Raw genomic sequence first — 25,107 nt, 5'->3', positions numbered from 1 at the left:
AGAGATGGTAGCAGCGGCGTGGGAGTTTCGAGGATAAAGATAACGGGTTAAATGGGACGGGCATCCTGGTCCGGATGCCCGCCTGAGCAAGGGCTCGAGCTACCGCCTATTTTTTGGGGTGGCTGGCGATGATCTGGTCCTTAATCTTGTCGTAAGTGGCCTTGGGGAGGACGCCCTTGGTGACGAGCTGATTCTTTGCGGTGTAGGGGCGTCCGTCGATGATGCGTTTCGAGTAAGCATCGCCGATGCCTGGGAAGGCCTTGAGCTGGTCAGCGGTGGCGGTGTTGATGTCGAGCGGCGCGGCGGCTGCGGCGGCGGCTGGCGTGCCTGCTTTGGAGGCCTGGGCAACCGAGAAGACCGGGGCGACGAAGAGCAGGAGCGCGGCGGCGAGAAGTTTGTGGCGAAGAGTGAGCATCTTGGATCTCCTACTTTGGGCTGAATACTTTACAGCGGAAGAGTACGAGAGTGTGTGGGCTGCGTCAACGAACAAGTTGGGTTAAGGGCGATGAAGTGTGCGGCTGGCGCTGCGCGGGTTGACTTCTCCAAGGCTGAACGCTACCCTGAAGGGGAGATGAGCAGACTGCACCTCCATCACGGCCATTCGCATCATCACGCAAAGAGCGTGTTGGCGGCTGTGTCCGGAGTGGCGAAGTAACGAACGCTTACTAAGGATTTCGAAAGGCCCGCTGACGCGCATACCGCGAGCGGGCCTTTTTCTTGCGCGGATGAAGATGGGAGACTGAGATGGTGAATACAGTGAAGATAGATTTTGCGAAGATGGATGGCCTTGTCCCGGGTATCGTTCAGGATGCGAAGACGGGCGAGATGCTGATGCTCGGTTTTTTGAATGAGGTCAGCTACGCGAAGACGCTGGAATCTGGATTTGTCACTTTCTGGAGCCGGACGCGGCAGAAGCTTTGGATGAAGGGTGAGACCAGCGGTAATCGGCTGCGGGTGATCGAGGCGTCGACCGACTGCGACAACGATGCGCTTTTGTTCAAAGTTGAAGTCGAGGGCGATGGGTTGGTTTGTCACGAGGGTACAGTGAGCTGCTTTACGAAAAATATTGCGATGGAGGCGAAGTGAGCGAAACGAAGCGGTTGAAGCTGGGAATACCGAAGGGCAGTCTGCAGGACGCGACGATTGCGCTGTTTGAACGCGCTGGGTGGAGGATCTTCGCTAACGGGCGGAGCTACTTCCCTTCTATCGATGATGCGGAGATTGAATGCATGCTGGTGCGGGCGCAGGAGATGGCGCGGTATGTGGAGCATGGGGCGCTGGATGCCGGGCTGACGGGTAATGACTGGGTGCTAGAGAATGAGACGGACGTGGAGTACGTCACGAGTCTGACTTACTCGAAACAAAGCCGTCAGAAGGTGAAGTGGGTCCTGGCGGTGCCGGAAGACTCACCGTTCCAGAAGCCGGAGGACCTTGCGGGGAAGATTATTGCTACTGAGCTGGTTGAGTTTACGAAGCGGTACTTTGCCGGGAAGAAGATTCCTGTGACGGTGGAGTTTAGCTGGGGCGCGACCGAGGTGAAACCTCCTACTCTGGCTGATGCGATTGTCGAGGTGACCGAGACAGGGTCGTCGTTGCGCGCGAATCGGCTGCGAATTATCGAGACGCTGATGGAGAGCGAGACTCAGTTGATTGCAAATAAAACGGCGTACAAAGATGCCTGGAAGCGGGAGAAGATTGAGAATATCTCCCTGATGCTGAATGCCGCGATTGCTGCACAGGGACGAGTTGGTTTGATGTTGAATGCGCGGAAGGCCGATTTGGAGAAGATCGTTGGTGAGTTGCCTGCGTTGAACTCGCCGACAGTATCGCAGTTGAGCGATCAGGAATGGGTCGCGTTGAATACGATTTTGGATGAAGCTTTGGTGCGCGAGGTGATTCCTAAGCTTAAAGCTGCAGGTGCTACCGGCATTGTTGAGTATCCACTGAGTAAGGTTGTGCTGTAGGAGATCGTTCCTGCTTTAGGCTAACGAGTTGCCTCTGGAGTTTTGTGATGAAGCTGGTAAAGACGTTTGGCCGCGGCAAAGCTGCGGCAGATGCATTGATCGAATCGCTGGAGCGGCGAGGGGCTGTGAACACGGCGCGCGTGGAGCCAGTGGTGCGACGCGTTCTCGCAGCGGTGCGCAAGGGCGGTGATCGGGCGTTGGCGAAGTATGCGGTAGAGTTCGATGGGCTTGCGAAGGGTCAGACGTTGTTGGTGTCGCGGGATGAGATGAAGGAGGCCTGGGATTCGACTGCACCGGCACTGCAAGCGGCGATGATGGTGGCGCGAGGAAATATTCTTGCATTCGCCGAGGCGCAGCTGCCGCAGGAGTGGACGATCTCCCCGGTGGATGGAGTGAGGACGGGGCAGATCGTGCGGCCGTTGGGCAGCGTTGGCTGCTATGTGCCGGGAGGGCGCTATCCACTGCCTTCGACGCTGTTGATGACAGTGATTCCTGCGCAAGTCGCTGGGGTGGAACGGATTGTGGTGTGTTCGCCGAAGCCCGCAAAAGAGACAATGGCTGCGGCATGGCTCGCCGGGGTAACGGAGTTTTATCGGGTGGGCGGAGCGCAGGCGATTGCAGCTATGGCTTACGGCACGACTACTATTGAGCGAGTCGATAAGATTGTTGGGCCGGGAAATCTTTATGTGACTGCGGCCAAAATGCTGGCTTCGGATGAATGCGGGATCGATATGCCGGCTGGCCCAACGGAGATTGTGGTAACCAGTGAAAGCGGAAACGCGGCGGGGATCGCGGCAGATCTGGTTGCGCAGGCAGAGCATGACCCGGAGACATTGGCTGTTCTGATTACGAGCAAGGAAGAGCTGGCGAAGGCTGTTGAGGCAGAGGTGAAGTTGCGGACGCGAGAGAATGAGATTGCGAAGCAGTCACTGGCGGCGCGCGGATGCTTATTTGTGACCGCCTCAGTACGCGGAGCTCAGGAGCTAACGAACCGACTTGCGCCAGAGCATTTAACCGTCGATTCGGAGGCCGATCTGAAGTGGGTTCAGAATGCTGGGTCTGTTTTTGTCGGAGCGTTCGCGCCGCAGTCGATGGGTGATTACGTCTCAGGACCGAATCATGTATTGCCGACCGGGCGCTTCGGCCGGGTCCGAGGTGGATTGAGTGTGGTGGATTTTGTAAAGGTCATTACAGTGCAGCAGTACACGAAGACAGGATTGAAGAAGTTGGGTCCCCATGCGATCGCACTGGCGGAAGCTGAGGGACTGAAGGGACATGCAGAGAGCGTGCGGGTGAGGATGAAATGAGTCTTGCTACTGACTTGGTTACAGATAGAAAAATCGTGCAGCCGCGCAAGGCTGTACTAGAGATGCCGGAGTACCATCCCCCGTTGGCTGGACGTGACGCGTTGCGTCTGGACTTCAACGAAAACACGTTTGCGCCTTCGCCACGGGTCGTAGAGAAGTTACTGGCGCTTACAGCCGAGGGGCTAACGAAGTATCCCGAGAGGGAACCGGTGGAGAGGGTCGTTGCAACGCATTTCGGATTAAAGACAGAGGAGGTACTGCTGACAAACGGCGTCGATGAAGCGATTCACCTTATGTGTGTGGCGTTTCTCGAGGCGGATGACGAAGCGCTGATTGCGACCCCGACATTTTTCATGTACGACGTGAGTATCAAGATGATGACGCCTCACCTGCGAAAGGTACAGGCAGATGCGACGATGGAGTTTCCGTTCGAACGCTTTATGTCTGCTATCACGGATAAGACGAAGCTGATTATCGTTGCTTCGCCAAATAATCCGACCGGAGCAACGGTGAGCAAAGAGCATCTGCTGGCGATCGCCGCTGCGGCTCCTCACGCGGTGTTGATGGTTGATGAAGCTTACTACCATTTCCACGGCGAGTCGATACTTGAAGATCTGTCGACGGTGCCGAACGTGATCGTAGCCAGGACGTTTTCAAAGGCCTATGGATTGGCTAGTTTGCGAGTCGGCTTGTTGGCCGGGAATGCAGCGCTTTTGAAGAGTCTGCGCAAGGTGTCGTCGCCGTATAACGTGAATGGAGTAGCGTTGGCTTGTCTGCCAGTTGCTGTTGCCGATGAGGAATATCTTTCCTGGTACACAGAGCAGGTTCGTATTGGACGGCAGAGAATGATGGATGGGCTGCGAGAGCTGGGGGTTCCCTTCTTTCCTAGTCATGCAAACTTTGTTCTTATGAATATTGGGCCAAAGCATGCGGCGCTGGTAGGCGCGATGAGAAGGCAAGGGGTACTGCTGCGAGATCGATCGACCGATCCTGGATGTGATGGTTTTGTGCGCATCACCATTGGAATTGAAGAACACGTGACGCGTGGACTGGATGCGTTGAAGACTTCCCTCCAGGAGATTGAATGGAGCGCTGCGGTATGACGGCGGCGAAGACTTTGAAGGTGCGCTCTGGAATAATCAAGCGCGATACTACAGAGACGCAGATCTCGTTGAGGCTCGTTATTGACGGGCAAGGTGCGTACAAAGTGTCGACCGGCATTCGTTTTTTTGACCACATGCTGGAGCTGTTTACGCGCCATGGAGGGTTTGATCTCACGTTGAAGTGTTCGGGTGATCTTGATGTCGATCAGCACCATACCGTGGAAGACGTGGGGATTGCTCTTGGCGAGGCATTTGGGAAAGCGCTGGGTGACAAGAAGGGCATCATGCGCGCGGGGTACTTTGTGATGGCAATGGACGAGACTCTTGCTGTCGCAGCGGTAGATCTTAGTGGACGAGTTGCTTATGTTGTCGACGATAAAGTGAAGGTGCGGCTGGTGGGAGATTTTCAGAGCGAATTGCTGGCCGACTTCTTCGACGGCTTCGCGCGCGGCGCCAAAGCAAATGTCCACGTGAAAACGATGTATGGGCGCAGCAATCATCACAAGATCGAGGCGATCTTCAAGGCGTTTGCCAGGGCGCTGCGTGGGGCCTGTTCTCGGGATGAGCGGATGAGGGAGATGTTGCCGAGTACGAAGGGACTACTTTAGCGGACTTAATTTTCTTCTTCGTCACATGTACGAATAAGGCTGATTGTATGATCGCGATTATCGATTACAAAGCGGGAAACCTGGCCAGTGTTGTAAAGACGCTGCACTATCTTGGTGCGCGCGAGATGGTGGTGACTCAGGATCCTGCGGTGGTGGCTGGAGCGGCGAAGGTGGTGCTGCCAGGGGTAGGACACTTTCGGGCTACTTCCCTGTTGTGCGAGCTTGGGTTGGCGGATGCGGTGCGGGAGAGTGTTGCTAAGGGCTCATGGTTCCTGGGGATCTGCGTTGGGTTGCAGTGGTTGTTTGAGGGTTCGACCGAAGCTCCGGGTGTGCAGGGGTTGGGACACTTTGAGGGAATGTGCGAGCGGTTCCCTGCTCTGTTCGAGGGCGCGGAGTTGAAGTCGCCACATGTGGGATGGAACTCGCTTGAGAGGGTGAGTGCTGATTCCAGGTTGATGCGTGGGATCGAAAATGGTGGATTTGTTTACTACACTCATTCGTGGCGCGCCCCGGTGATTCATGCAACTGCAGCGGTTACAGAATATGGCGGGGCGTTTACGGGAGTGGTCGAGAAGCACAATGTGATGGGAGTGCAGTTTCATCCTGAGAAGTCGAGCGCGGTGGGATTACAGGTTTTGAAGAACTTTGTGGAGCTGTAGAATATGCCTTTTTTGTATGAGTTGAAGATTGCGGCGGAAGAACCTTCTTACACGTTTGTTCAACAGCTGGTGCCGGCGGGGTCGCTTGTGGGAACTGGGCAGGCGGTTTGTACTTTGACGGATGGGGCTATGGAATTTCATGTACCGGCGCCGAGGCAGGGTTTGCTGGTGGAGTGGTTTGTGGAGCATGGGGCGGTGATCGAGAATGGAGACTCGCTGGCGCGGATTGTGTGTGAGGGTGAGTCGGCGACCGTGCCAGCGGCGGTGCCGCTGAGATTGGGATAGCCGATGTTGACTAAGCGGATCATCGCGTGTCTCGATGTGCGAGGCGGCCGTGTCGTGAAGGGTGTGCAGTTCGTGGACATCGTCGATGCGGGCGATCCGGCGGAACTGGCGCATCGTCATGCTGCGGCGGGAGCGGATGAGATTGTGCTGCTGGATATTACGGCTACACATGAGGGGCGCGGAACACTGCTCGAGACGGTTAAACGGACGGCTGCGGCGCTGTTTGTGCCTTTCACGGTTGGTGGAGGGATTCGAAGTGCGGAGGATGCTGCGGCTGTGTTCGATGCGGGCGCAGATAAGGTGAGCATTAACTCGTCGGCGATTGCGAGGCCGGAGTTGATTGGAGAGATCGGTGGAAGCTTTGGAGCGCAGGCGGTGATTGTGGCGGTCGATGCTCGGCGAATTGAAGGACGCGGGGTGGAAGAGGCTGAAGTTTTTGTGAGTGGTGGTCGGAAGGCTGCCGGGCGACGGGTGTTGGATTGGGTTCATGAGGCGGAGGAGCGAGGGGCGGGGGAGATTCTGCTGACTTCGATGGATACCGATGGGATGCGGGGTGGCTTCGATTGTGAGTTGACCGCGATGGTGAGCGGGGCGTTGCAGATTCCGGTGATTGCTTCGGGTGGTGCGGGGACTGCAGGGCACTTTGTTGAGGTGTTTGGAAGGGGGAGAGCGGATGCGGCGCTGGCGGCTAGTATCTTTCACTTCGGCGTGACGGACTCACGGGAGTTGAAGGCGGAGTTGCAGCGTGCTGGGGTTCCGGTTCGGCTGCCCTGCTGATGTCCTGCCGAACGGGTCTCCTACGCGGAGGGCGGTCACTTCCCTGAGCTTAAGTTCAAGCAAATCAGAGGTGGGATAGGCGGGGAACTTAGTCTTTTCCCAATCGTAGGACGGGATCAGGCGGGTAATCGTCTCAAGCCAAACATGGTCGAGAGCGCACTTAAGATTGTGGACGGCGTCACCGATGATTGTGGCGAGATCATCTCGAATATCTCTTTCCTCGATACCTGCAAAGTCGCACTCGATGTATTCACATCCACTACTCGCGTCTACATGAGCCGCAACGATCAGTCCCTTTTTCAGGCGGTGAATGCAAGATTCAAGATCCGCAATGTGTTTGTCGGCCCGTTTGATCTTGAGATGCGCACCTCGGCAGTAAGGCATGCTGAATCATAGCAGACTTATTCAGTCAAGTATATTATTACTTCTGTAAACCACTCCATCCAAATACTTTACGCCAAAAATACTCCCAGGGGGAGGGGGGGTGAGGGTCAGCCGAGGTCTAGAACTTGTGAAACATAAAAAACGCGCCGGCCGAGGCACCCAAAGGCAGCAAAGTGGTTCCAGTGCAACTTGTCGCCAAAGTAAAAGGTCGAAAAGACGTCAAACACCGTCAGCGTAATCACCTCCTGAATCACCTTGAGCTGATCCGGACTGAAGGTCTTCGACCCGATCCGATTGGCTGGTACCTGCAGGCAGTACTCAAAGAGGCGATGCCCCAGCTGACCAGGATCACCTTCCACAGCGGCACCTCCTTGAACTTGAGGTGACCATACCAGGCGAAGGTCATAAAAATATTCGACCCAATCAGCAAAAAGATGGTCCACATAGTTCGTTTCTGTCTCCAGTCAATCTAATTGGAAGCTAACGATAAGATGCAAAGAGCATGTCCATCGCCGGAAACCTCGAGCACCTCCATCAACAGATTCACGAAGCCTGCCGCCGAGCCAATCGCTCCTACAGCGAAGTAGCCCTGATGGCAGTCAGCAAGGTCCATCCGGTCGAGGTCATCCTGGAGGCCTACGCCGCCGGACAGCGCCTCTTCGGTGAGAACCGGGTACAGGAGTTTCAAGAAAAATCTCTCCATCTCGCCGCACTGACTGACGCTGAATTCCATCTCATCGGCCCGCTTCAATCCAACAAAACAGCCCGCGCAGCCGAGTTATTCCACGCGATCGATGCAGTCGACTCGCTGAAGATCGCACAACGGCTGAACGCAGCCGCTAAAGCACTAGGAAAGAAGCTGCCAATCCTGGTAGAGGTTAAGCTGAGCCACGAGGAGTCAAAACATGGATTCGCTCCGGCAGAATTACCCGCTCTCCTGGAGGCGATGGAGCCGCTCGAGTCGATCAAAGCCGTAGGCCTGATGACGGTTCCACCATGGTCCGAGGACGCAGAGCTGGCGAGGCCCTACTTCCGCGACCTTCGCGGCCTGAGAGACCAGTCGCTCGCTCGCTTCCCGAAGCTGACGCAGCTTTCGATGGGAATGTCGAACGACTTCCAGGTAGCCATCGAAGAAGGCAGCACCTGCGTCCGAGTCGGGACCGCACTCTTCGGCAAACGGATCGTGGCCAGCGCCGGATGAACTCCGAGCCCAGAGCAAATGAGCTCCATCGCGGCCTCTCAACCGGCGCTGCGCTCGGCCTCAACGTCATCGACATGGTCGGAGTCGGCCCGTTCGTCACGCTCCCTCTGATCGTCGGAGTCATGGGCGGACCGCAGGCGATGCTCGGCTGGATGATGGGTGCCCTCCTGTCTCTCTGCGACGGCTTGATCTGGAGCGAACTCGGCACCGCCTACCCTGAGGCCGGCGGCTCCTACGCCTACCTAAAGCACCTCTATGGAGAGAAGACCTGGGGCCGGGCGTTTTCTTTTCTCTACGCGTGGCAGGTACTGATCAGCGCGCCACTCTCGATCGCCTCAGGATGCATCGGATTCGCACAATACGTCTCCTTCTTTCTTCCAAACGCGGGCCACCCTTTTGCATCCGCATCGCTTTTTGGGGTTCCAGTAGTACTAAGCGGACAGACGCTGATTGCGATGAGTGCATGCGCTGCTGCCCTGGTCATTCTGCACCGGAGCATCTTCGCCATCGGTCGAATCGCACGCTGGCTCGGAGTCGTTGTAGGTCTCACGTTGGTGTTATTGATCGTGGTTGGATTTATGCACTTCAGCCCTCGTCTAGCCTTCGACTTTCCGCCCGGTGCCTTTCACATCAACCATGCATTCTTCGCGGGCCTCGGCGCTGGAATGCTGATCTCAGCCTACGATTATTGGGGTTATTACGGGGTCTGCTTCCTAGGCGCCGAGGTCCGCGACCCCGCAAAAACCATCCCCCGCGCAGTGCTCGGCTCAATCGGTCTTGTCGCAACTCTGTACGTGCTGATGAACATTAGCGTTCTCGGCGTGCTCCCATGGCGAGAGATGGCACAGTACAGCGACAGCCACGCCCGTACGTTTACTATGGCCGTCTTCATGGAGAAGCTGTATGGGCATACTGCCGCCGGAGTGATCGTTCTGCTAATCGCTCTGGCAGCACTTGCATCTGTGTTTGCGTTATTGCTCGGATACTCGCGTATCCCTTTCGCTGCTGCACGAGATGGTAACTTCCCTTCATGGTTTGGCGCGGTACACCCGAAACATCGAGTCCCAATGCATTCCCTTTTGACCCTCGGTGGCATAACACTGACGTGCTGCATCTTCAGGTTGCAGGAAGTCATCACGACTCTTGTAGTGATTCGCATTTTGTTTCAATTCCTACTACAGGGAACAGCCGCGTTGCTACCAAAGCACCGCCGCGAGCGCAAGACGCGAGGGTTCCGGATGCCAGCGTATCCGCTGCCTGTGCTGCTGGCGCTGGGTGGATTTGTCTTCATCCTCTTTTCACGACCGAACTTCCTGCGAGAGATGCGGACAGCCGGGCTGATCCTGGCAGCGGGCTCGGTTGTGTATGGATTTCGCTACAAAGGCATCCGAAGCTGATCCGAAAAGACCTACCTTCGGTATCAATTGTAGTTTAATCTGGCGGATCGCTTGGTACGGTCACCTGCTCGGTAAGATCTTTTTGGCGAATCCTACCTAGAACGACATTGCTAGTCAGGTCAACGAGATCACTAATTTAGTTGTGTCCCATTAGTGAGTAAGGGGTGCACGGATAGACTACATGATTGAATTGGTAAAGCAGAAGTACTTAAAATCGACAGATGTCAAGCTACTTGAAACCAAAGTTATAGGTGACGCCGGTACTTACTCGGATATTGTTTTGGCGATCGTTCTTAGCGTTCGGGATCTGGGTGTAGACATAGTCAAATTGAGCCAGGGTAACACCCAATCGTCGCTTAAGTTGTGCGCTTACGCCTCCTCCTGCTGCCAGGCCAAACGAGTTGCGATTGATGGTGAACTGAAAGTTAACATCCTCCTTCGCGCCGCCAAACAGCGCTTCCCCGTAAGGAACAAATCTACTTGAGTTGCGGCGAGTGTATCGCGCACCAAAGAGATAGTTGACGATGGTGATGTTCTGAGAAGTGTTGTCCACCTGGTTAGCATGCGCAACAGCAATATCCGCTACAGCGGCCCACCTCGGGGTCACGTTCATGAGTATTGTTCCGCTGCCTCCGCTCAGCGAGAAGCAGCCGCATTGGCCTGGAGGGGCGTTCGCATGGAAATAGTTATAGTTGGCTCCGAGCTCGAATCGAGGTATGTCGTCGTGAATCCCGCCCATGGATATGGCCTGGGCATGCAGAATCCCGGACAAAACGGATAGAAGTGCCACTAACAGGACGCTTCGAAGATGCATCATCCTTCTCCTACTGCACAATCAAAGTGGCGGTTGCCGCATGTTGGACGGTACCTTCGATACCGGTTACCGTGACGGTGTAGGTCGTGGGGGTGAGAGTGAAATACCCGCCTGCGCAGCCACTAAGTGCGGCGATTGGCAGAAGAGAACCGAGCGTCAGGAGGGCCAGCATCAAAGTACGAGGCATCTTCTTTCGAAGTGTCCGCATTGTTCCGAGGCCGAGAAGGCTAAGCATTCCGAGTGCGACTGACAGTTCATTCTTTGATGAAATAGGTCCTTGGGGTGAGTAATTTCGCGCACTGAGAGAACTGCTGGTTTGCAAGTTGAGAACCACTCCCGTGGGGCCACTACCAGCTGCGATGGCAGATGGAGTAAAAGTATAGGTTGAACCCGGTGGCAAGCCTGTGACCGTGACTGTCACATCATTGAGGAAGGTTGTCGCGCTTATGGGAGCGAGGCTAAAGTTATAGCTTGTCGCCGCGCCCGGAAAGACATTCTGGCTAGCGGGACCACTATTTGTGTTTGTGAAGTCTTCCACAATGTCGTTCGCGGGAGCTGACGTGCTGGATGCGAAGGTGCTGTCTCCGGAATACACCGCTACGATCTGATGTGTCCCCATTGCCAGATTCGCGGTGAGCAGGGCCGCATTCGCATTCGTGTTGAGCGACACCGCGACACCTCCGTTTGAGGTAAGCGAAGTCGTTCCCAATACGGTCGTACCATCTAAGAAGGTTACCGTGCCCGTTGCGTTAGGACTAGAAGCCGTGACGTTTGCCGTAAAGGTTATTCCAGTCTTGATCAGTTGGGCAGGTGTGCTTTCGGTAATCGTGATAATAGTCGGGATCTTACTGATGACCTGTACTAACACCGAGGAGATGGATGAACTATAGCTCGAGTCCCCCCCGTAGGATGCAGTGATGGGGTGAGACCCAATCGTCAATGTCGATGTGGAAAAGGTTGCGACTCCTGAGATATTGACTACTCCAGTGCCCAGAGTGGTAGAACCGTCGAGGAAGATCACCAAACCAGTTGCCCCAGGATGTACGACCGCGGAGAAGGTTATAGGCTGACTAACTGCCGATGGATTAGTCGACGACGTCAGAGTTACAACTGTGGCTGTCTTTCCTACTGTTACTAGAGTAGGTGGCGACGTAGCCGGATTATTATTCGCGTCTCCAGAGGTGGCTGCAGTAATGGGATCAACTCCGAGCGGCAGCGATGGAACGGTAAGAGTTGCAACTCCATTCACAATGGTCGCTGACCCTAATGGAGTTATGCCGTCAGAAAAAGTAACTGTACCCGTCACCCCTGTCGGGACTGTCTCGGTAATAGTCTCAGGTGTATCGATGGGTAGGTTAGACGACGACACAACGGGCGGGGGCAAGATCGGCGTATTTTTTCCGACCGACTGGGTGAGGCTAGCTGTTGCGGCGTTGTAGTTGGTATCGCCGCTGTAGGTAGCAGTGATCGTGTCGCTTCCTGCCGGCAGGGTGGAGGTGGAGATGGTTGCTGCTCCGCTCGTTATCGTTGAGGTTCCGAGGAGAGTTGCACCACTGGTAAAGGTCATCGTGCCCGTTACGCCAGATGGAAGCGAAGCGGTAAAGGTCACAGACTGATTCACCGCAGATGGGTTGGCAGAGGAGGTTAGAGTTACTATCGGAGTGGCCTTGGTCACGCTTTGCGTGGTAGTGCCGGTGGCTGGGTTGTCATTCGTATCGCCACCATAAGAAGCAGTGATGGGATCACTGCCAACAGGCAGAGTCGTCGTGCTGACGGTTACAGTTCCGGTTGTCGGATTTACTGTTCCAGAGCCCAGCGTCGTTCCTCCACTGGTGATCGTTATCGTGCCAGTGGTACCAGGGGGCACCGTCGCCGTGATCGTGACAGGACTTCCATACGTGCTCGAACCGGAGGTAGTAACAACCACTGTCGGAGTCGTCTTACCAACTGACTGAATAAGAGTTGCCGTCGCGGTGTTGTAATTAACATCACCACCGTAAGTGGCTGTGATCGTATTACTCCCGCTCGGAAGCGTAGAACTAATTACTGTTGCCATGCCGTTGGTCAGGGCTGACGATCCAAGGATGTTCGAACCGCTCGTGAAGGTCACTGTCCCAGTTACGCTGGTCGGAAGCATGGCTGTGAAAGTTACAGCTTGATTCACAGCAGACGGGTTGGTGGAAGATGTCAGATTTACTGTAGGAGTTGCCTTTGTCACAGTTTGGGTAGTTGAACCGGTCGCGGGATTGTCGTTCGAATCGCCACCATAGGAGGCTGTGATCGGATTACTACCAACCGGAAGCGTCGTTGTGGTGATTGTTACCGTTCCGGTCGTGGGATTAACTGTGCCAGATCCCAACGTCTCGCCTCCACTGGTGACCGTTATTGTGCCGGTTGTGCCAGGAGGTACAGTCGTCGTAATCGTGACCGGATTGCCGTAGGTGCTCGAACCAGACGTAGTGACAATGACCGTCGGCGTAGCTTTGCTAACTGTCTGTGTCAGAGTTGCGGTTGTAGAGTTATTGTTCGCATCGCCATTGTACGTAGCGGTGATCTGATCAGAACCTATCGGGAGCGTCGAAGTGCTTACAGTAGTTATCCCATTCACTAATACGGATGTGCCCAGAACAACCGATCCGCTGGTGAAGGTTACTGTTCCGGCTGCGTTCGACGGAAGAGATGCCGTGAAGACAACTGACTGATTGGCGGCGGATGGGTTGATCGACGAGGAAAGGGTTTCTTGAGGAGAGGCCTTGGTCACAGTCTGGGTGGTGGTGCCGGTGGCTGGGTTGTTGTTTGTATCGCCCCCGTAGGAAGCTGTAATTGGATCATTACCTACCGGAAGTGTGGTCGTAGTAATCGTCACCGTTCCGGTTGTGGGATTCACTGTTCCTGAACCAAGAGTTAGGCCGCCGCTAGTAACAGTAATTGTGCCGGTTGTGCCAGGGGGAACAGTCGTCGTGATCGTGACCGAACCACCATAGGTGCTAGATCCAGAGGTTGTCACCGTTACGGGCGGCGTATTTTTTCCGACCGACTGGGTGAGGCTAGCTGTTGCGGCGTTGTAGTTGGTATCGCCGCTGTAGGTAGCAGTGATCGTGTCGCTTCCTGCCGGCAGGGTGGAGGTGGAGATGGTTGCTGCTCCGCTCGTTATCGTTGAGGTTCCGAGGAGAGTTGCACCACTGGTAAAGGTCATCGTGCCCGTTACGCCAGATGGAAGCGAAGCGGTAAAGGTCACAGACTGATTCACCGCAGATGGGTTGGCAGAGGAGGTTAGAGTTACTATCGGAGTGGCCTTGGTCACGCTTTGCGTGGTAGTGCCGGTGGCTGGGTTGTCATTCGTATCGCCACCATAAGAAGCAGTGATGGGATCACTGCCAACAGGCAGAGTCGTCGTGCTGACGGTTACAGTTCCGGTTGTCGGATTTACTGTTCCAGAGCCCAGCGTCATTCCTCCACTGGTGATCGTTATTGTGCCAGTGGTACCAGGGGGCACCGTCGCCGTGATCGTGACAGGACCGCCATACGTGCTCGAACCGGAGGTAGTTACAACCACTGTCGGAGTCGCCTTATTTACTATCTGGGTCAGAGTCGCCGTCGCGGTGTTGTTGTTCGTATCGCCGTTGTAGGTCGCGGTGATCGTATCGGAACCGATCGGCAAGACTGTACTGCTTACCGTCGCTATCCCGCTGATCAAGGTTGAGGTGCCCAGAACAGTCGACCCGTTAGTGAAGGTCACTGTACCGGTTGCATTGGAAGGAACAGACGCGGTAAAGACCACTGACTGGTTCGCAGCAGATGGATTGATCGAAGAAGAGAGCGTCTCAATAGGAGTTGCCTTCGTTACCGTCTGAGTAGTCGCTCCTGTCGCCGGATTGTTAACGTTGTCTCCACTGTAGTTTGCCGTGATCAGATCACTTCCTACCGGCAATATCGTGGTCGATATCGTCACTGCTCCAGAAGTTGAAGTGACTGCGCCTGATCCCAGGGTGACGCCGCCGCTGGTTAGCGTGATCGTGCCGGTCGGACCGGGCGGCACGGACGCAGTGATCGCGACCGAATGGCCGTAGATGCTCGAACCGGAAGTAGTAACTGTCACCGCAGGACTCAACTTCGCAACGACTTGAGTCAAGGTAGAGGTGGAAGCATTGTCATCTCCGTCTCCACCATATGTGGCAGTAATGAGATTATTACCAAGTGGAAGCGTCGAGGTCGTGAATGTGGCGACACCGTTCGCCAGTATTGCACTCCCAAGAGGGGTTGAACCGCTCGCAAATGAGACCGTACCAGATAGGTTTGCTGACAACGTATCTGTGAAGGTGACTGGACCTCCGGGTAGGGACGGATTTGCGGAGGAAGTCAGAGTCGATGTGGGGCTGTCTTTAGCCACCGTCTGCAGAGTGGTTCCTATAGCAGAGTTGTAGTTGCCATCACCACTGTAAGCGGCCGTGATGAGATCGCTTGGCGGTGTCAGCAGCTTCGTAGTTACTGATACGGTGCCACTCGTGATGGTTCCAGAGCCAAGGGCGATACTACCGCTCGTAAAGACAATTGTGCCAGTCGCGTCGGCGGGGACCGAAGCTGTGATCGTAACAGTGTCGCCGTAGTTGCTGGGCCCAGAGGTCGTGACACTTACAGTTGGTGTTGCCTTATTGACAACCTGAACCAGGACAGGGGATTTGCTAGAACTATATTGTGCTGTGATGTTATGCGCACCCCCCGAAAGGCTAGAAGTTGTGAGTGTGGCGGTGCCTCCCGATATGACGCCGCTGCCGATGCTCTTCGTGCCATCGAAGAAGGTTATCGTCCCAGTTTTTCCGGTAGCTACGGTTCCTGTGAAGGTAACAGATTGCAAATAAGTTGATGGGTTTGGCGAAGAACTCAGCAGAACATTAGAAACTGTCGCAGTTACCATGTTCGAATTACTGGGGTTGTAGTTTGAGTCTCCAGCGAATGTAGCAGTGAGGGCGTCGGCTCCTATCGGCAACGCAGTTGTCGTCAGGGTGGCTACTCCTTTCACAAGCTTTCCGGAACCAAGCAAGGTAGTTCCGGTGAAGAACTTAACAGACTCAGTGTCAGTTGTTGTAGTCGGTGGTCCGACTGTGTAGGGAGACAGGACAGCGGTCAACACTACAGACTGTCCAGGCAAAATTGCTGAAGTTGAAGATGCCGTCAAAGTGAGTGTGGTATTTACAGGCGCCGCAGTGAGTGGGACTGTGGCTGAGAGGCTGCCTATGTAAATGGAGTCACCAGAATAACTCGCATCCACTTGATGAACGCCACTGCCAAGTGGAAAGACAGCGACATGAGTGAGGGCGGAGGCGACAGATGTCTGTTGGACCTGACTCAGCGAAACAGCAGCGCGAGGTGTGTCCGCATCAGTTCCGATGAGATCAGCGTTGCCGTCGTTGTTATAGTCTCCGGCATTTACAGCGTACGTGAGGGCGAAGCCACCTATGCCAGGCTCCTGATAGTTCTGAAAAGTTCCATCGCCATTGCCCTGATATACGAGAGCACCGGTACTACCTCCTGCGATGATGTCAGGGATTCCATCGCCATTTACGTCGGCAAGGTGGGGATCCGAGGGAATGTCAGACACATAGGTCGTCGTCGTGAAATCTCCCTTTCCATCTCCAAGAAGCACAAAAAGGCTGTTTCCAATATTGTTGCCGCTTCCCGGTCGCGTGATCGTACTCGAAATAATGTCTGGAAAGTCGTCGGCGTTTGTATCGCCAGCGGTAAGAAATTCGCCTATCTGGGTGGCGACGGGAGAAGTCGGGAGTTGGAATGTGCCATCACCGTTTCCGAGAGCGAGGTAGAGATCTGACAACGAACTATTCGGGGTTGCGGTGTTGACTGCGTAGGCTACATCGTCCTTGCCATCTAGATTAAAGTCTGCAACCACGACACCATGCGCAAGAGCGGGAGTAACGAGAGGTACTGCCTCTGGCAGGAACTTGCCGCTGCCATCACCAATAAAGATTGTGATGTTTTGCTGTGACTTATTGGAGAGCGCAATATCCAGAAGACCATCACCATTGAAATCTCCAATGGCAATGCTTGCAACATCGCCCGTCGGATAATAAACGGGAGTCTGGAATTTACCATCCCCACTGCCGAGGATGATCACAAGACCACCGTTCGTACCATCGGAGCAGCCGAGAGCAATGTCAGTGACGCCGTCTCGGTTGAAATCGGCGAGGAGAATCTGGAGCGCTTTACCAACGACGCAGCCGGCGTAGTTTACCTTCGGCTTGAACGTTCCATCTCCATTACCAAGGAGCACAGAGATCGTTTGGGCAGCGTCCCCGGTGACAACATCTAGGTTGTTATCGGTGTCGAGATAGGCCGACGCGATTGCCACGGATCTCAGGGTGGTGCCATTGCCTCCTATGGCAAATGGCTGATTTTGGAGGAAGGTTGTCGAAAGCGTAGATGCGACAAGGTTCTCGGTACCAAGCAAACTGTTACTTGTGCTGGTGTCTAGGAACGAAATACTACCAGTGGGGCCTGTATTGAGCGAGCCAAAGCCAGCGACTGTTCCTGTGAGACTGTAGTTCCCGATGGAGCCTGTAGATGCCAGAGTCAGGGTCGAAGCATAGGTGCCCGTGACTGCATAGGTGACTGTATTTGACTCACTACTGGCATAAATATTATTCGCTCTGAAGACCGCTTTATAGCTGTGGTTTCCAATCGGTCCGCTGCCGATTTTTATGGACGCGGTTGCTGCGGGAGAGGTCAGTTGCGCAATGCCCAAAGCGGAGTTATTTTCGCAAAATTTCGCCGTCGCCTCACAAAAAAGCACCAAACCGGCACTGATTGGCGAATTTCCCGCTGTAACGGTTGCCGTTAAGGTAATTGGTGTCTGATAGGCGACCGTAGTCGCTGAGATTGCCAATGTCGTGACAGTTGGCGTTGGGTTAGGCGTTGTTCCAAAGGCCGCGGAGGAAAGAATTGACATCAACACGAGGGGGAAAAGAACCCGTGTTCGGCGAATACCTCTAAAAACCGAGACAGAAAAACAAGGCGAACGGTGAGACAAGCGCTTCATAGGGTCCCCTTGGCTCGTTACTTCGACCAAACTTTAGTACCCACCGTAACCTCCTGAGTCGGCACTACCTATTACACGAAAGTTGCACCATAGCGATGGCTCGTTTGGCCCCAATCTCGCTGGATATTGTTAGGAAGCCCCACAAATGCAATGGGGAGGCCTGCTTGTACTCAAACGAAGCCCGCTGCGATTGCGCTTGGAATAGATTATTAAATGAAATGGGACACGACTCGCCTCCGCCTAAGTAGGACAAGGGTAGGCACTCCTAGAGCCAGAAGTTACTTCCAGCGTCTAAGAATACGGGTCGATTGGTAATGGAAGCTTGTCCGGGAACTATTCCTCTGTGACGGCCTTGACCAGATTTCTGGGCCGATCAACGTCGATGCCCCGACTGATCGCCAGGGAGTAGGCGAGCAGTTGAAATGGCACGACCTCTAGAATTGTTGAGAGCAGATCGTTGCTAGCAGGAATAAAGAGGCAGGCGTCGCTGCACTGAGGGACCTCCTGATCTCCTTTAGTCGCCAAGGCAATGATTCTTGCACCTTGCGCCCGCATGTCCTTCATTAGCTGTAGGACCTTGGAATAACGCAGTAGTGAATCGGGATCGCCAGCGTCAGCAGTGGCTATCATAATTAGCGGAGAGTCCTTGCTGACGAGAGCATTGGGACCGTGTTTCAGTTCCCCTGAGGGATATCCTTCGGCATTCAAATATGCGGATTCCTTAAGCTTAAGCGCTCCTTCGCGGGCGATCGCATAATGAGCACCGCGACCGAGGTAAAGCAGCGCGCGAGAGCTTGCCAGCTGAGGCGTCAGCGCGTCAATCTGTTTCTGCCATTCCGGCAATGCTGTCCGCAGGAGACCGGGGATCTCCTGAAGCTGGCGGCCGTGAGCCTCAGCAGTCTGCAGCGTCATCCGACCGCGAACGCGAGCCAGGTGAAGAGCTAGAGAGTAGAGTACGGCGAGCTGCGTGGTAAAGCTTTTTGTTGCCGGGATGGCCTTTTCAACGCCGGCGAAAGTTGGCAGCGAGGCGCTTGCCTCGGTTGCCATGCTGGAACGAGCATTATTGGTGATCGCGACGGTGGCAAGTCCCCGGGCTTGGGCCTCTCGGAGAGCGGCAAGTGTATCGGCTGTTTCCCCGGACTGGGAGATAACGACTACGCCAGGATTATGCAGCGTATGTGTTGAGCGATAGGTGTATTCACTGGCGTATTCGACATCGACAGAGATTCCAGCCAGATCTTCAAGCATGATTTCACCAGCGAGACCCGCGTGTCGGCTAGAGCCACTGGCGGCAATAACGAGCCGCTCCCGCCCCCCAAGGGCATCGACAACCGGTTGAAACGTCTCTGCTGTTGAAACGCCGCCTGGGACATATTGCTCGATAGTCGCGGCGAGAGCTTGGGGCTGTTCGTAGATCTCACGCAGCATGGCGTGAGGAAATGTCACAAGCTCCTGCGGAGTGAGCGTCGGTTCTGTCATTTGCTTTGGCATCCGTTTGCTTTTAGTTGCGTTAAGGGATGGCGGGCAGCGCTGCGGAGCAACTGACCCGTTGAAGACGGTTGAGCACTACCGTTGAGCTATGGGGGAAGCAGTCGCTTAGATCAAGCTTATGCAGACTATGCATCATCGACAATGACCTGTATTGAAAGATGAAATCTCTGCTTCGCCAAACTTGTATGTACGACTATACTGGATTTGCGATATCAAGGATAGCTTTGTTTGCGAACGTGGTGACGACGGCTCATAGCCTTCGCGATGTCCGCGCGAAGGTTCAGAACATGGTTAACTAGAGCTTGCGTTTAGCGTGGAGTTAACGAAAGGGCGGCAATGATTAGTACGATAGCGGCGCGGAGACTCATAAGTTCAGACGCGGCGGTCGAATACCCGCTCGTTAGAGTAGAAGATGGTCGGATCAGCCAGATAGAGAGCCTGAACGCGGCTGACCACAAATTGACAGAGGCAACATATAGATTTCCTGAGGCCACCCTGGTACCGGCTTATGTCGACATACATATTCACGGTTGCGCTGGACACGATGTCATGGAGGCCGACGCGGAGGCGCTGGACGCGATTGGGTCCTATCTTTCCAGCCGGGGTGTGGGAGCATACTTTCCGACCACGGTCACGTCTCCGACGGACGAGACTCTACGCTCTTTGACGGGACTCGCGACTGAGATCAGGCGGAGAGCGGCGGCTGTCGTCTGTGGCGCCACGCCTCTGGGAATACATCTCGAAGGGCCGTTTCTCTCTCACTTGAAACGTGGCGTACATACGGATGCTCTGCTGCAAGTGCCCACTGTCTCACTGTTCGATCGTTTCTGGCAGGCAGCAGAAGGCCAGATTCGCCTTATGACGATTGCTCCCGAGCTGCCCGGGGCGACTGAACTGATCGCGCATGCCACTGCGCTTGGCGTTCGTTGCAGCATGGGACACAGCGATGCCAAGGTCTGCGAGGCGGATGCCGGCTTTGTGGCTGGAGCGCGTTCCGCAACCCATACGTTCAATGCAATGCGGGCCATTGATCATCGGGAGCCTGGATTAGCGGCCTATGTACTGGATAAGCATTTACTGTTTGCCGAGATCATCTGTGACGGCATTCACGTGGACCCCTTAATGGTCAGGCTCTTCTTCAAAGCAAAGGATAAGGACCGCATCATTCTGGTGACCGATGGTATGAGTGCCACCGGAATGCCTGACGGGACTTACATGCTGGGCGACATGAAGGTTGAAGTGCGTGACGGGCGCTGCACCTCAAATGGCACTCTTGCAGGCAGCGTATTGACTCTGGACCGCGGAGTGCAGAACTTCATCAACTTTACCAGCGCAAGCATGGATACCGCTGTCGCTGCCGCATCGCGAAATCCTTCTCGACTGATGGGCATCGATGACAGCTGGGGCAGTCTCGACGAGGGTCGCGAAGCCAATATCACCGTGCTATCACCTTCTGCGGAGGTCATACAAACCTTCTTGTCGGGAAGATCAATGATTGCATGAAGTGGAGTCGCTCCTATCTTGCGTTCAGCCAACACAGCTCGCTGAATCCGCTACCTGTTGTTATCCACGTCTGACAAGGTGTGTATAGACAACTGAACCGCGTTAAGACTAAAAAGACAAGGGACGTCAATTATTTCGATATGTTGTGTCCACAAGATGCTGGCTGAAACTGCCCATCCGGCGTCGCTGCGAGCCATGCAGACACAAATAATGTCGGAAGGTCTCAGGAGATAGAGTGTCGAAGCCTCAAAATCAAACTGTTTCAGCCGTACGTCCCCTGGATAAGAGCGGATTCATACCGTTGTACTACCAGATTCAGCGGGCCTTGATGGAAAAGATTCACTCGGGGGAGCTATCCACAGGGGACCCTCTGGCTTCTGAGGAGGAACTGGCGCGGATCTATCAGGTGAGTCGAATGACGGCCCGGCAAGCTCTACACGGGTTGAAGACTAGCGGCTTCGCGATCAGCCAAAAGGGGCGCGGCACGTTTGTCACCCGACCAAAACTCGAGAAGAACATCATGCATTTGCGCGGGTTTACCGAAGATATGAAGCATCTCGGTATGGCCCCGAGTTCAAAACTAATCGAGCAAACGGTGGTGAAAGCGACGGCAGAACTCGCGGAGCAGTTGAAGGTCGAAACGGGAGAGGCTGTGATGCGGTTGCGTCGACTACGGCTCGCTGACGGAATTCCGATGGCGCTCGAACTATCTCATATTCCATTAAAACAATTTCCAGGTCTTGAGAAGATCAATTTCGCGAAGCAATCCCTCTACTTCGTCCTTCGCGAAACATTTGGTGTGCGCGTGGCTTGGGCCGATGAGGTGATCGAGGCGCTGCCCGCGACTCGCGAAGAATCCGATTTACTGACAATCCCAAAGAAGGCGAGTATCCTTTCTATCTCGCGGACCATTATGACCACCGAAGAGACACCGATCGAGGTAGCCTGTTCCCGTTATCGCGGCGACAGATATCGTGCTTCGATTCGCGTGCCAACCACGACTATTGAATAAGGGCTGCGCTCGGAGCGAGCGATGCATCGGCTGAGTTCAGATTGCGATGCCCCCTGATTGCGAAGAAGAAAATGTAAGCGTAACAAAGCAAAACAATCGCGAAGCTGTGCTGATAGCCAAGCGTATCGGCGAGAAAACCCTGAATTTCCGGGATCACTGCCCCACCGACGACCATCGTGATTAGAATTCCGGAGCCCTGGCTCGTGAATCTTCCCAACCCCTTTACCGCCAGCGGGAAGATGCAGGGCCACATGACCGAGTTACAAAGGCCGCAAAAAACTACCGCCCACATAGCGATGTGCCCATGGGCTGCGACGGTGAGAGCAATGAGGCCGGCAGCAACCAGCGAGACGACAGCAAGTGCCCTTTGAGCTCGAATCCAGCGCATCGCGAAGTATCCGACGAAGCGGCCTATCAGGGATAGCCCCCAATAGTAGGAGACGTATCGCGCAGCGACCTCGTGGCTCAAGCCCCCCATCGATGGCTGGCCAAGATAGGTGATCATGATGCTTCCAATGGCAACCTCGGCTCCCACATAGAAGAAGATCGCGAGCGCACCCAGTCTTAGATGGCTGAAGCTCCATGCGCTTCCATCAGCACCGGATTTGGAATCGCCCTTTTCAATGACGTCGGGTAACTGCACGAAGGCTGTGATGACTGCCATGGCAAAAGCGCAGATGGCGAGAATGAGGTAGGGCTTCCGCACAGAGTGGGCGAGTTGCGCCGTCGAGGCACCCGCGGCTATGAAGATGAAGGCAGCGCCAACTCGGGGAGCGGAAGTTGTAGCAATCGAGTTGAAGAACCCAGCCAGATTTAGCCGAGAAGCCGCTGTCTCCGGAGGTCCCAATGCACCGACGTAGGGATTAATGGCTACCTGGAGAAGTGCCAGGCCGCTGCCAACGACGAATAGTGCGAAGAGGAACAGTGGATAAAAGATGATGATGGAGGCAGGAAGAAACAGAAGCAGGCCAAGCCCCATGACTGACAGCGCGACCACGATCCCGCGCTTGTAGCCGATCCGTCCGACGATCCATCCTGACGGGAGCGACATTACGAAGTACGCTCCGAAGAAGCAGAACTGGACCAGCAGCGCAGTGACGTTGGTGAGATGAAAGAGATCCTTGAAGTGAGGAACCAGGATGTCATTCAGAGCGGTGATGAAACCAATGCCAAAGTACAAAGAGACCATCAGCATTAGTGGAACGGTGTAATTCTTGCCGCTGGTCTCGACCGTGGTGATAGAGCTTTCTCCCGTGACTCCAAGTGCCATTTCAATCCCCTGTTCGTGCACACGTTTCTCGTATTGTCTAGATGACTATACTGCTTTGCCAAATTGTTCGCAGGAAAATTAGCCGTCTGCTGGTCGAGTCGCTTGCACAAACCGATTTGCGATGGTCTCGGGACGGGTGATGGCGGACCCTATGACGACGGCGGTGGCACCCATGTCCAGGGCTAGCAGGGCCTCCGGTGGGTGGGTGATGTGGCCTTCCAAGAGGACGGGTATTGTCAAGTGTGCCACCAGGGATTGGAGCAAGGGCCAGGAAGGAGTGCGGATGCCTCTGGTCTCGGCGGTGTAGCCGTAGAGGGTTGTGGCGACGGCATCGGCCCCGGCGCGCTCGGCTGCGAGGGCGTCATCCAGGGAGGCGATGTCGGCGAGTACCGGGCGGTTCAGCTCGGAGTGGATGCGAGGGATGAGTTCCGGCCAGGGTTCAGGGGCGGTGAGGCGGCGAGCGGTGCAGTCGAGGGCGATGATGTCGGCTCCAGCGTCGCTGACGGCTTTGGCGGAGTGGAAGCTGGGGGTTATGTAGACGTCTCCGTTCGCGTCGTAGGTCTTGATGATGCCTATGATGGGAAGTTGGGTGAGGGCACGAAAGGCAACGATGCGCGCTGTGCCTTCGGCCCGGAGACCGCCTGCTCCGCCGCGCAGAACGGAGGTTGCGATGCGGGTAAGCGTGTCGAGATCGTCGAGCGGATCACCTTCTGCGGCCTGACAGGAGACGATGACGCAGCCACGAAGTCGATGGAATGGCGAGTTGAAGGAAGAGTTAGAGCCTTGAGACACTGTTTGCTTCCTTGGAGGCAGCTTTTGAGGAGAGGTAAGCTCAACCGCTGTAAGAAACAGACTATCTGCAAATCGCGTTATTGTGGATGAGGGAAAAAGGAGCTGAGATTGAGACAGATTAATCGGCGTGGATTTATTTTCGGTTCGGCAGCGTTATCGGTGATGGGCAGGGCTGGGTTTGCGGCGGCAAAGGATGGGGCCCGGCTGCTGGTTGGGACACAGACCTCGGGTTCCAGCAAGGGCATCTACGCGTACTCCTTTGTGGCGTCGACCGGAGATCTGACGGCGCTTGGCCTTGCGGCTGAGGCGGAGAATCCTACGTTTCTGGCGCTGTCTCCTGATGGGAGGACCGTCCTTGTGGCCAATGAACTGGACAAGTTCGGGGGCAGGGACAGCGGTGCGGTGTCGACTTTTACTCTGGACCGAACCAAGACGCGGTTGTCCAAGGTCAATCAGGTTGCTTCGGGCGGCGGAGGAACTTGCCACGTCGCCTTCGACGGTACTGGGAGGGCGGCGTTTGCGGCGAACTACGGCGGCGGCAGCGCGGCTTCGTTCGCAGTTGGAGCGGGTGGTGAGTTGAGTCCCGCGGTCTCGTTCTTTCAGTACAGCGGACACGGACCGGATAAGGAGCGGCAGGAGGCTCCGCATGCTCACCGGGTGACGGTGTCGCCGGATAACCGGTTTCTGCTGGTCAACGATCTGGGGATCGATGAGATTCACATCTACCGGCTGGACGCTGGGACGGCGAAGCTGACCCCGAATGAACCGGCGGCGTGGAAGTCGGCTCCGGGGGCGGGACCTCGGGCGCTGCGCTTTCATCCGAACGGCAAGGTGGCGTACTGCGTCACCGAGATGACTTCGTCGGTGGTGGTGCTGCGCTGGGACTCGCAGCGAGGGGCGCTCGAGACGGTGCACGAGGTTGTGATGAGGCCCGACGGATTTTCGGGCGTAACCACCGGGAACGACATCGTGATCGATCGTGGAGCACGCTTCGCCTACGCGACGGACCGCTCTGACGACATTGTGGTCACGTTCGCGATCTCGCCGACCGACGGCAAGCTTACGCTGGTGGACCGGATGGCGTGCGGGGGTAAGGTTCCACGCCATCTGACGTTGGATCCGAGTGGTCGGTGGCTGTTGATCGCGAATCAGGAGTCGGACAACATATCGGTGCTGGCTCGCGACGGGAAGACGGGTAAGCTGACGGACGCGGGGAAGAGTTTTCCTCTCTCTCGACCGCAGTGCCTAGTGTTTGCATAGTTCCTCCGGGAGGGTACCTCCCCCCCGGGGGGGGAGTATTTTCTAATAACCCCTTTATTTCTAGTGATTTACCTAAATTAGCGTTTCGTAAAATCGTCATAACAAATGGGTTACGCGCAAATTCGTCCAATCAAAGGGGTTACCGGTTGCAGATAGAAAGCCCCGGCTCGATGCCGGGGCTTTCTCTTTCTCTGTATCCATTATAGCGGTTTGCACATAACTCATACGC

General features: G+C 55.3%; 21 protein-coding genes and 2 pseudogenes. 15 read left to right on the top strand and 8 right to left on the bottom strand.

Going from position 1 to position 25,107, the window contains the following annotated elements; all coding sequences use genetic code 11:
• Window positions 1-106 precede the first annotated feature (106 nt).
• Window positions 107-415 (bottom strand): ComEA family DNA-binding protein, encoded by a 309-nt coding sequence (locus HDF12_RS04825; protein WP_179581467.1) that lies wholly within the window; start codon window positions 413-415, stop codon window positions 107-109.
• Between the two features lie 90 nt (window positions 416-505).
• On the opposite strand from HDF12_RS04825, the gene HDF12_RS04820 reads away from it, so the two are divergent.
• The 10 genes from HDF12_RS04820 (at window position 506) to HDF12_RS04775 (ending at window position 7,099) form a co-directional block, all read left to right on the top strand.
• Window positions 506-655: a hypothetical protein gene (locus HDF12_RS04820; RefSeq protein ID WP_179581466.1), complete on the top strand. Its 150-nt coding sequence runs from the start codon at window positions 506-508 to the stop codon at window positions 653-655.
• Window positions 656-744: 89 nt separating this feature from the next.
• Window positions 745-1,086: a phosphoribosyl-AMP cyclohydrolase gene (gene hisI, locus HDF12_RS04815; RefSeq protein WP_179581465.1), complete on the top strand. Its 342-nt coding sequence runs from the start codon at window positions 745-747 to the stop codon at window positions 1,084-1,086.
• Window positions 1,083-1,964: an ATP phosphoribosyltransferase gene (gene hisG / locus HDF12_RS04810; RefSeq protein WP_179581464.1), complete on the top strand. Its 882-nt coding sequence runs from the start codon at window positions 1,083-1,085 to the stop codon at window positions 1,962-1,964. Before hisI ends, hisG begins: the two co-directional genes overlap by 4 nt.
• A gap of 47 nt (window positions 1,965-2,011) precedes the next feature.
• Entirely contained in the window at window positions 2,012-3,271 is a 1,260-nt protein-coding gene (gene hisD, locus HDF12_RS04805) for a histidinol dehydrogenase (protein WP_179581463.1), read from the top strand.
• A complete protein-coding gene (gene hisC, locus HDF12_RS04800) occupies window positions 3,268-4,374 on the top strand; it encodes a histidinol-phosphate transaminase (protein ID WP_179581462.1) in 1,107 nt (368 codons plus the stop codon). Before hisD ends, hisC begins: the two co-directional genes overlap by 4 nt.
• Entirely contained in the window at window positions 4,371-4,982 is a 612-nt protein-coding gene (gene hisB / locus HDF12_RS04795; protein ID WP_179581461.1) for an imidazoleglycerol-phosphate dehydratase HisB, read from the top strand. The genes hisC and hisB overlap by 4 nt, the downstream gene beginning before the upstream one ends.
• Before the next feature lie 47 nt (window positions 4,983-5,029).
• Window positions 5,030-5,641: an imidazole glycerol phosphate synthase subunit HisH gene (gene hisH / locus HDF12_RS04790; protein ID WP_179581460.1), complete on the top strand. Its 612-nt coding sequence runs from the start codon at window positions 5,030-5,032 to the stop codon at window positions 5,639-5,641.
• Window positions 5,642-5,644: 3 nt separating this feature from the next.
• Window positions 5,645-5,926, top strand: coding sequence for a biotin/lipoyl-containing protein (locus HDF12_RS04785; protein ID WP_179581459.1), 282 nt, complete (start codon window positions 5,645-5,647; stop codon window positions 5,924-5,926).
• Between the two features lie 3 nt (window positions 5,927-5,929).
• Window positions 5,930-6,703: an imidazole glycerol phosphate synthase subunit HisF gene (gene hisF, locus HDF12_RS04780; RefSeq protein ID WP_179581458.1), complete on the top strand. Its 774-nt coding sequence runs from the start codon at window positions 5,930-5,932 to the stop codon at window positions 6,701-6,703.
• Window positions 6,704-6,847: 144 nt separating this feature from the next.
• Entirely contained in the window at window positions 6,848-7,099 is a 252-nt protein-coding gene (locus HDF12_RS04775; protein ID WP_179581457.1) for a hypothetical protein, read from the top strand.
• Window positions 7,100-7,194: 95 nt separating this feature from the next.
• Here HDF12_RS04775 and HDF12_RS04770 read toward each other — a convergent pair.
• Window positions 7,195-7,493 (bottom strand): annotated as a pseudogene (locus tag HDF12_RS04770) (DMT family protein).
• Between the two features lie 96 nt (window positions 7,494-7,589).
• On the opposite strand from HDF12_RS04770, the gene HDF12_RS04765 reads away from it, so the two are divergent.
• Together HDF12_RS04765 and HDF12_RS04760 are read left to right on the top strand one after the other, a co-directional pair.
• Window positions 7,590-8,288: a YggS family pyridoxal phosphate-dependent enzyme gene (locus tag HDF12_RS04765; RefSeq protein WP_179581456.1), complete on the top strand. Its 699-nt coding sequence runs from the start codon at window positions 7,590-7,592 to the stop codon at window positions 8,286-8,288.
• Window positions 8,285-9,685, top strand: coding sequence for an APC family permease (locus HDF12_RS04760; protein WP_179581455.1), 1,401 nt, complete (start codon window positions 8,285-8,287; stop codon window positions 9,683-9,685). Before HDF12_RS04765 ends, HDF12_RS04760 begins: the two co-directional genes overlap by 4 nt.
• Before the next feature lie 229 nt (window positions 9,686-9,914).
• Here HDF12_RS04760 and HDF12_RS04755 read toward each other — a convergent pair whose 3' ends face one another.
• The 4 genes and pseudogenes from HDF12_RS04755 to HDF12_RS04745 form a co-directional block, all read right to left on the bottom strand.
• Window positions 9,915-10,502 carry an outer membrane beta-barrel protein gene (locus HDF12_RS04755; RefSeq protein ID WP_179581454.1) on the bottom strand — a complete coding sequence of 196 codons (588 nt, stop codon included), beginning with the start codon at window positions 10,500-10,502 and terminating at the stop codon, window positions 9,915-9,917.
• A 7-nt stretch (window positions 10,503-10,509) separates the two neighbouring features.
• A complete protein-coding gene (locus HDF12_RS04750) occupies window positions 10,510-16,863 on the bottom strand; it encodes an Ig-like domain repeat protein (RefSeq protein WP_373563843.1) in 6,354 nt (2,117 codons plus the stop codon).
• Window positions 16,864-17,118: 255 nt separating this feature from the next.
• Window positions 17,119-17,460: pseudogene (locus HDF12_RS23035) on the bottom strand (Ig-like domain-containing protein); the annotation flags it as partial.
• Between the two features lie 423 nt (window positions 17,461-17,883).
• Window positions 17,884-18,996: an SIS domain-containing protein gene (locus HDF12_RS04745; RefSeq protein ID WP_373563842.1), complete on the bottom strand. Its 1,113-nt coding sequence runs from the start codon at window positions 18,994-18,996 to the stop codon at window positions 17,884-17,886.
• 381 nt (window positions 18,997-19,377) lie between these two features.
• On the opposite strand from HDF12_RS04745, the gene nagA reads away from it, so the two are divergent.
• On the top strand, window positions 19,378-20,544 hold the full coding sequence (gene nagA, locus HDF12_RS04740) for an N-acetylglucosamine-6-phosphate deacetylase (protein ID WP_179581451.1): 1,167 nt from the start codon (window positions 19,378-19,380) through the stop codon (window positions 20,542-20,544).
• Between the two features lie 235 nt (window positions 20,545-20,779).
• Window positions 20,780-21,556 (top strand): UTRA domain-containing protein, encoded by a 777-nt coding sequence (locus tag HDF12_RS04735; protein ID WP_179581450.1) that lies wholly within the window; start codon window positions 20,780-20,782, stop codon window positions 21,554-21,556.
• Here the strand turns inward: HDF12_RS04735 and HDF12_RS04730 are convergent.
• Entirely contained in the window at window positions 21,546-22,826 is a 1,281-nt protein-coding gene (locus tag HDF12_RS04730; protein ID WP_179581449.1) for a sugar MFS transporter, read from the bottom strand. The genes HDF12_RS04735 and HDF12_RS04730 overlap by 11 nt on opposite strands.
• A gap of 78 nt (window positions 22,827-22,904) precedes the next feature.
• Complete coding sequence (locus HDF12_RS04725; protein WP_179581448.1) at window positions 22,905-23,618, bottom strand: N-acetylmannosamine-6-phosphate 2-epimerase; 714 nt, start codon at window positions 23,616-23,618, stop codon at window positions 22,905-22,907.
• A gap of 108 nt (window positions 23,619-23,726) precedes the next feature.
• Between HDF12_RS04725 and HDF12_RS04720 the strand changes: the two genes are divergently transcribed.
• Window positions 23,727-24,878: a lactonase family protein gene (locus tag HDF12_RS04720; RefSeq protein ID WP_257025349.1), complete on the top strand. Its 1,152-nt coding sequence runs from the start codon at window positions 23,727-23,729 to the stop codon at window positions 24,876-24,878.
• Window positions 24,879-25,107: the final 229 nt, after the last annotated feature.

It is taken from the genome of Tunturiibacter gelidiferens, assembly GCF_013410115.1.
GTDB classification, from domain to species: Bacteria; Acidobacteriota; Terriglobia; order Terriglobales; family Acidobacteriaceae; genus Edaphobacter; species Edaphobacter gelidiferens.
Note: the sequence above shows the minus strand (reverse complement) of the source record. Positions and strands in the feature narration are given on the sequence as shown.

What these genes read in the sequence shown, in the direction of transcription:
- nagA (WP_179581451.1), top strand. Translation starts at nt 19,378, where the DNA reads ATGATTAGTACGATAGCGGCGCGGAGACTCATAAGTTCAGACGCGGCG.
- HDF12_RS04820 (WP_179581466.1), top strand. Translation starts at nt 506, where the DNA reads ATGAAGTGTGCGGCTGGCGCTGCGCGGGTTGACTTCTCCAAGGCTGAA.
- HDF12_RS04755 (WP_179581454.1), bottom strand. Translation starts at nt 10,502, where the DNA reads ATGATGCATCTTCGAAGCGTCCTGTTAGTGGCACTTCTATCCGTTTTG.
- hisI (WP_179581465.1), top strand. Translation starts at nt 745, where the DNA reads ATGGTGAATACAGTGAAGATAGATTTTGCGAAGATGGATGGCCTTGTC.
- HDF12_RS04760 (WP_179581455.1), top strand. Translation starts at nt 8,285, where the DNA reads ATGAACTCCGAGCCCAGAGCAAATGAGCTCCATCGCGGCCTCTCAACC.
- hisB (WP_179581461.1), top strand. Translation starts at nt 4,371, where the DNA reads ATGACGGCGGCGAAGACTTTGAAGGTGCGCTCTGGAATAATCAAGCGC.
- HDF12_RS04765 (WP_179581456.1), top strand. Translation starts at nt 7,590, where the DNA reads ATGTCCATCGCCGGAAACCTCGAGCACCTCCATCAACAGATTCACGAA.
- hisC (WP_179581462.1), top strand. Translation starts at nt 3,268, where the DNA reads ATGAGTCTTGCTACTGACTTGGTTACAGATAGAAAAATCGTGCAGCCG.
- HDF12_RS04775 (WP_179581457.1), top strand. Translation starts at nt 6,848, where the DNA reads ATGGTCGAGAGCGCACTTAAGATTGTGGACGGCGTCACCGATGATTGT.
- hisD (WP_179581463.1), top strand. Translation starts at nt 2,012, where the DNA reads ATGAAGCTGGTAAAGACGTTTGGCCGCGGCAAAGCTGCGGCAGATGCA.
- hisH (WP_179581460.1), top strand. Translation starts at nt 5,030, where the DNA reads ATGATCGCGATTATCGATTACAAAGCGGGAAACCTGGCCAGTGTTGTA.
- HDF12_RS04730 (WP_179581449.1), bottom strand. Translation starts at nt 22,826, where the DNA reads ATGGCACTTGGAGTCACGGGAGAAAGCTCTATCACCACGGTCGAGACC.
- HDF12_RS04825 (WP_179581467.1), bottom strand. Translation starts at nt 415, where the DNA reads ATGCTCACTCTTCGCCACAAACTTCTCGCCGCCGCGCTCCTGCTCTTC.
- hisF (WP_179581458.1), top strand. Translation starts at nt 5,930, where the DNA reads ATGTTGACTAAGCGGATCATCGCGTGTCTCGATGTGCGAGGCGGCCGT.
- HDF12_RS04785 (WP_179581459.1), top strand. Translation starts at nt 5,645, where the DNA reads ATGCCTTTTTTGTATGAGTTGAAGATTGCGGCGGAAGAACCTTCTTAC.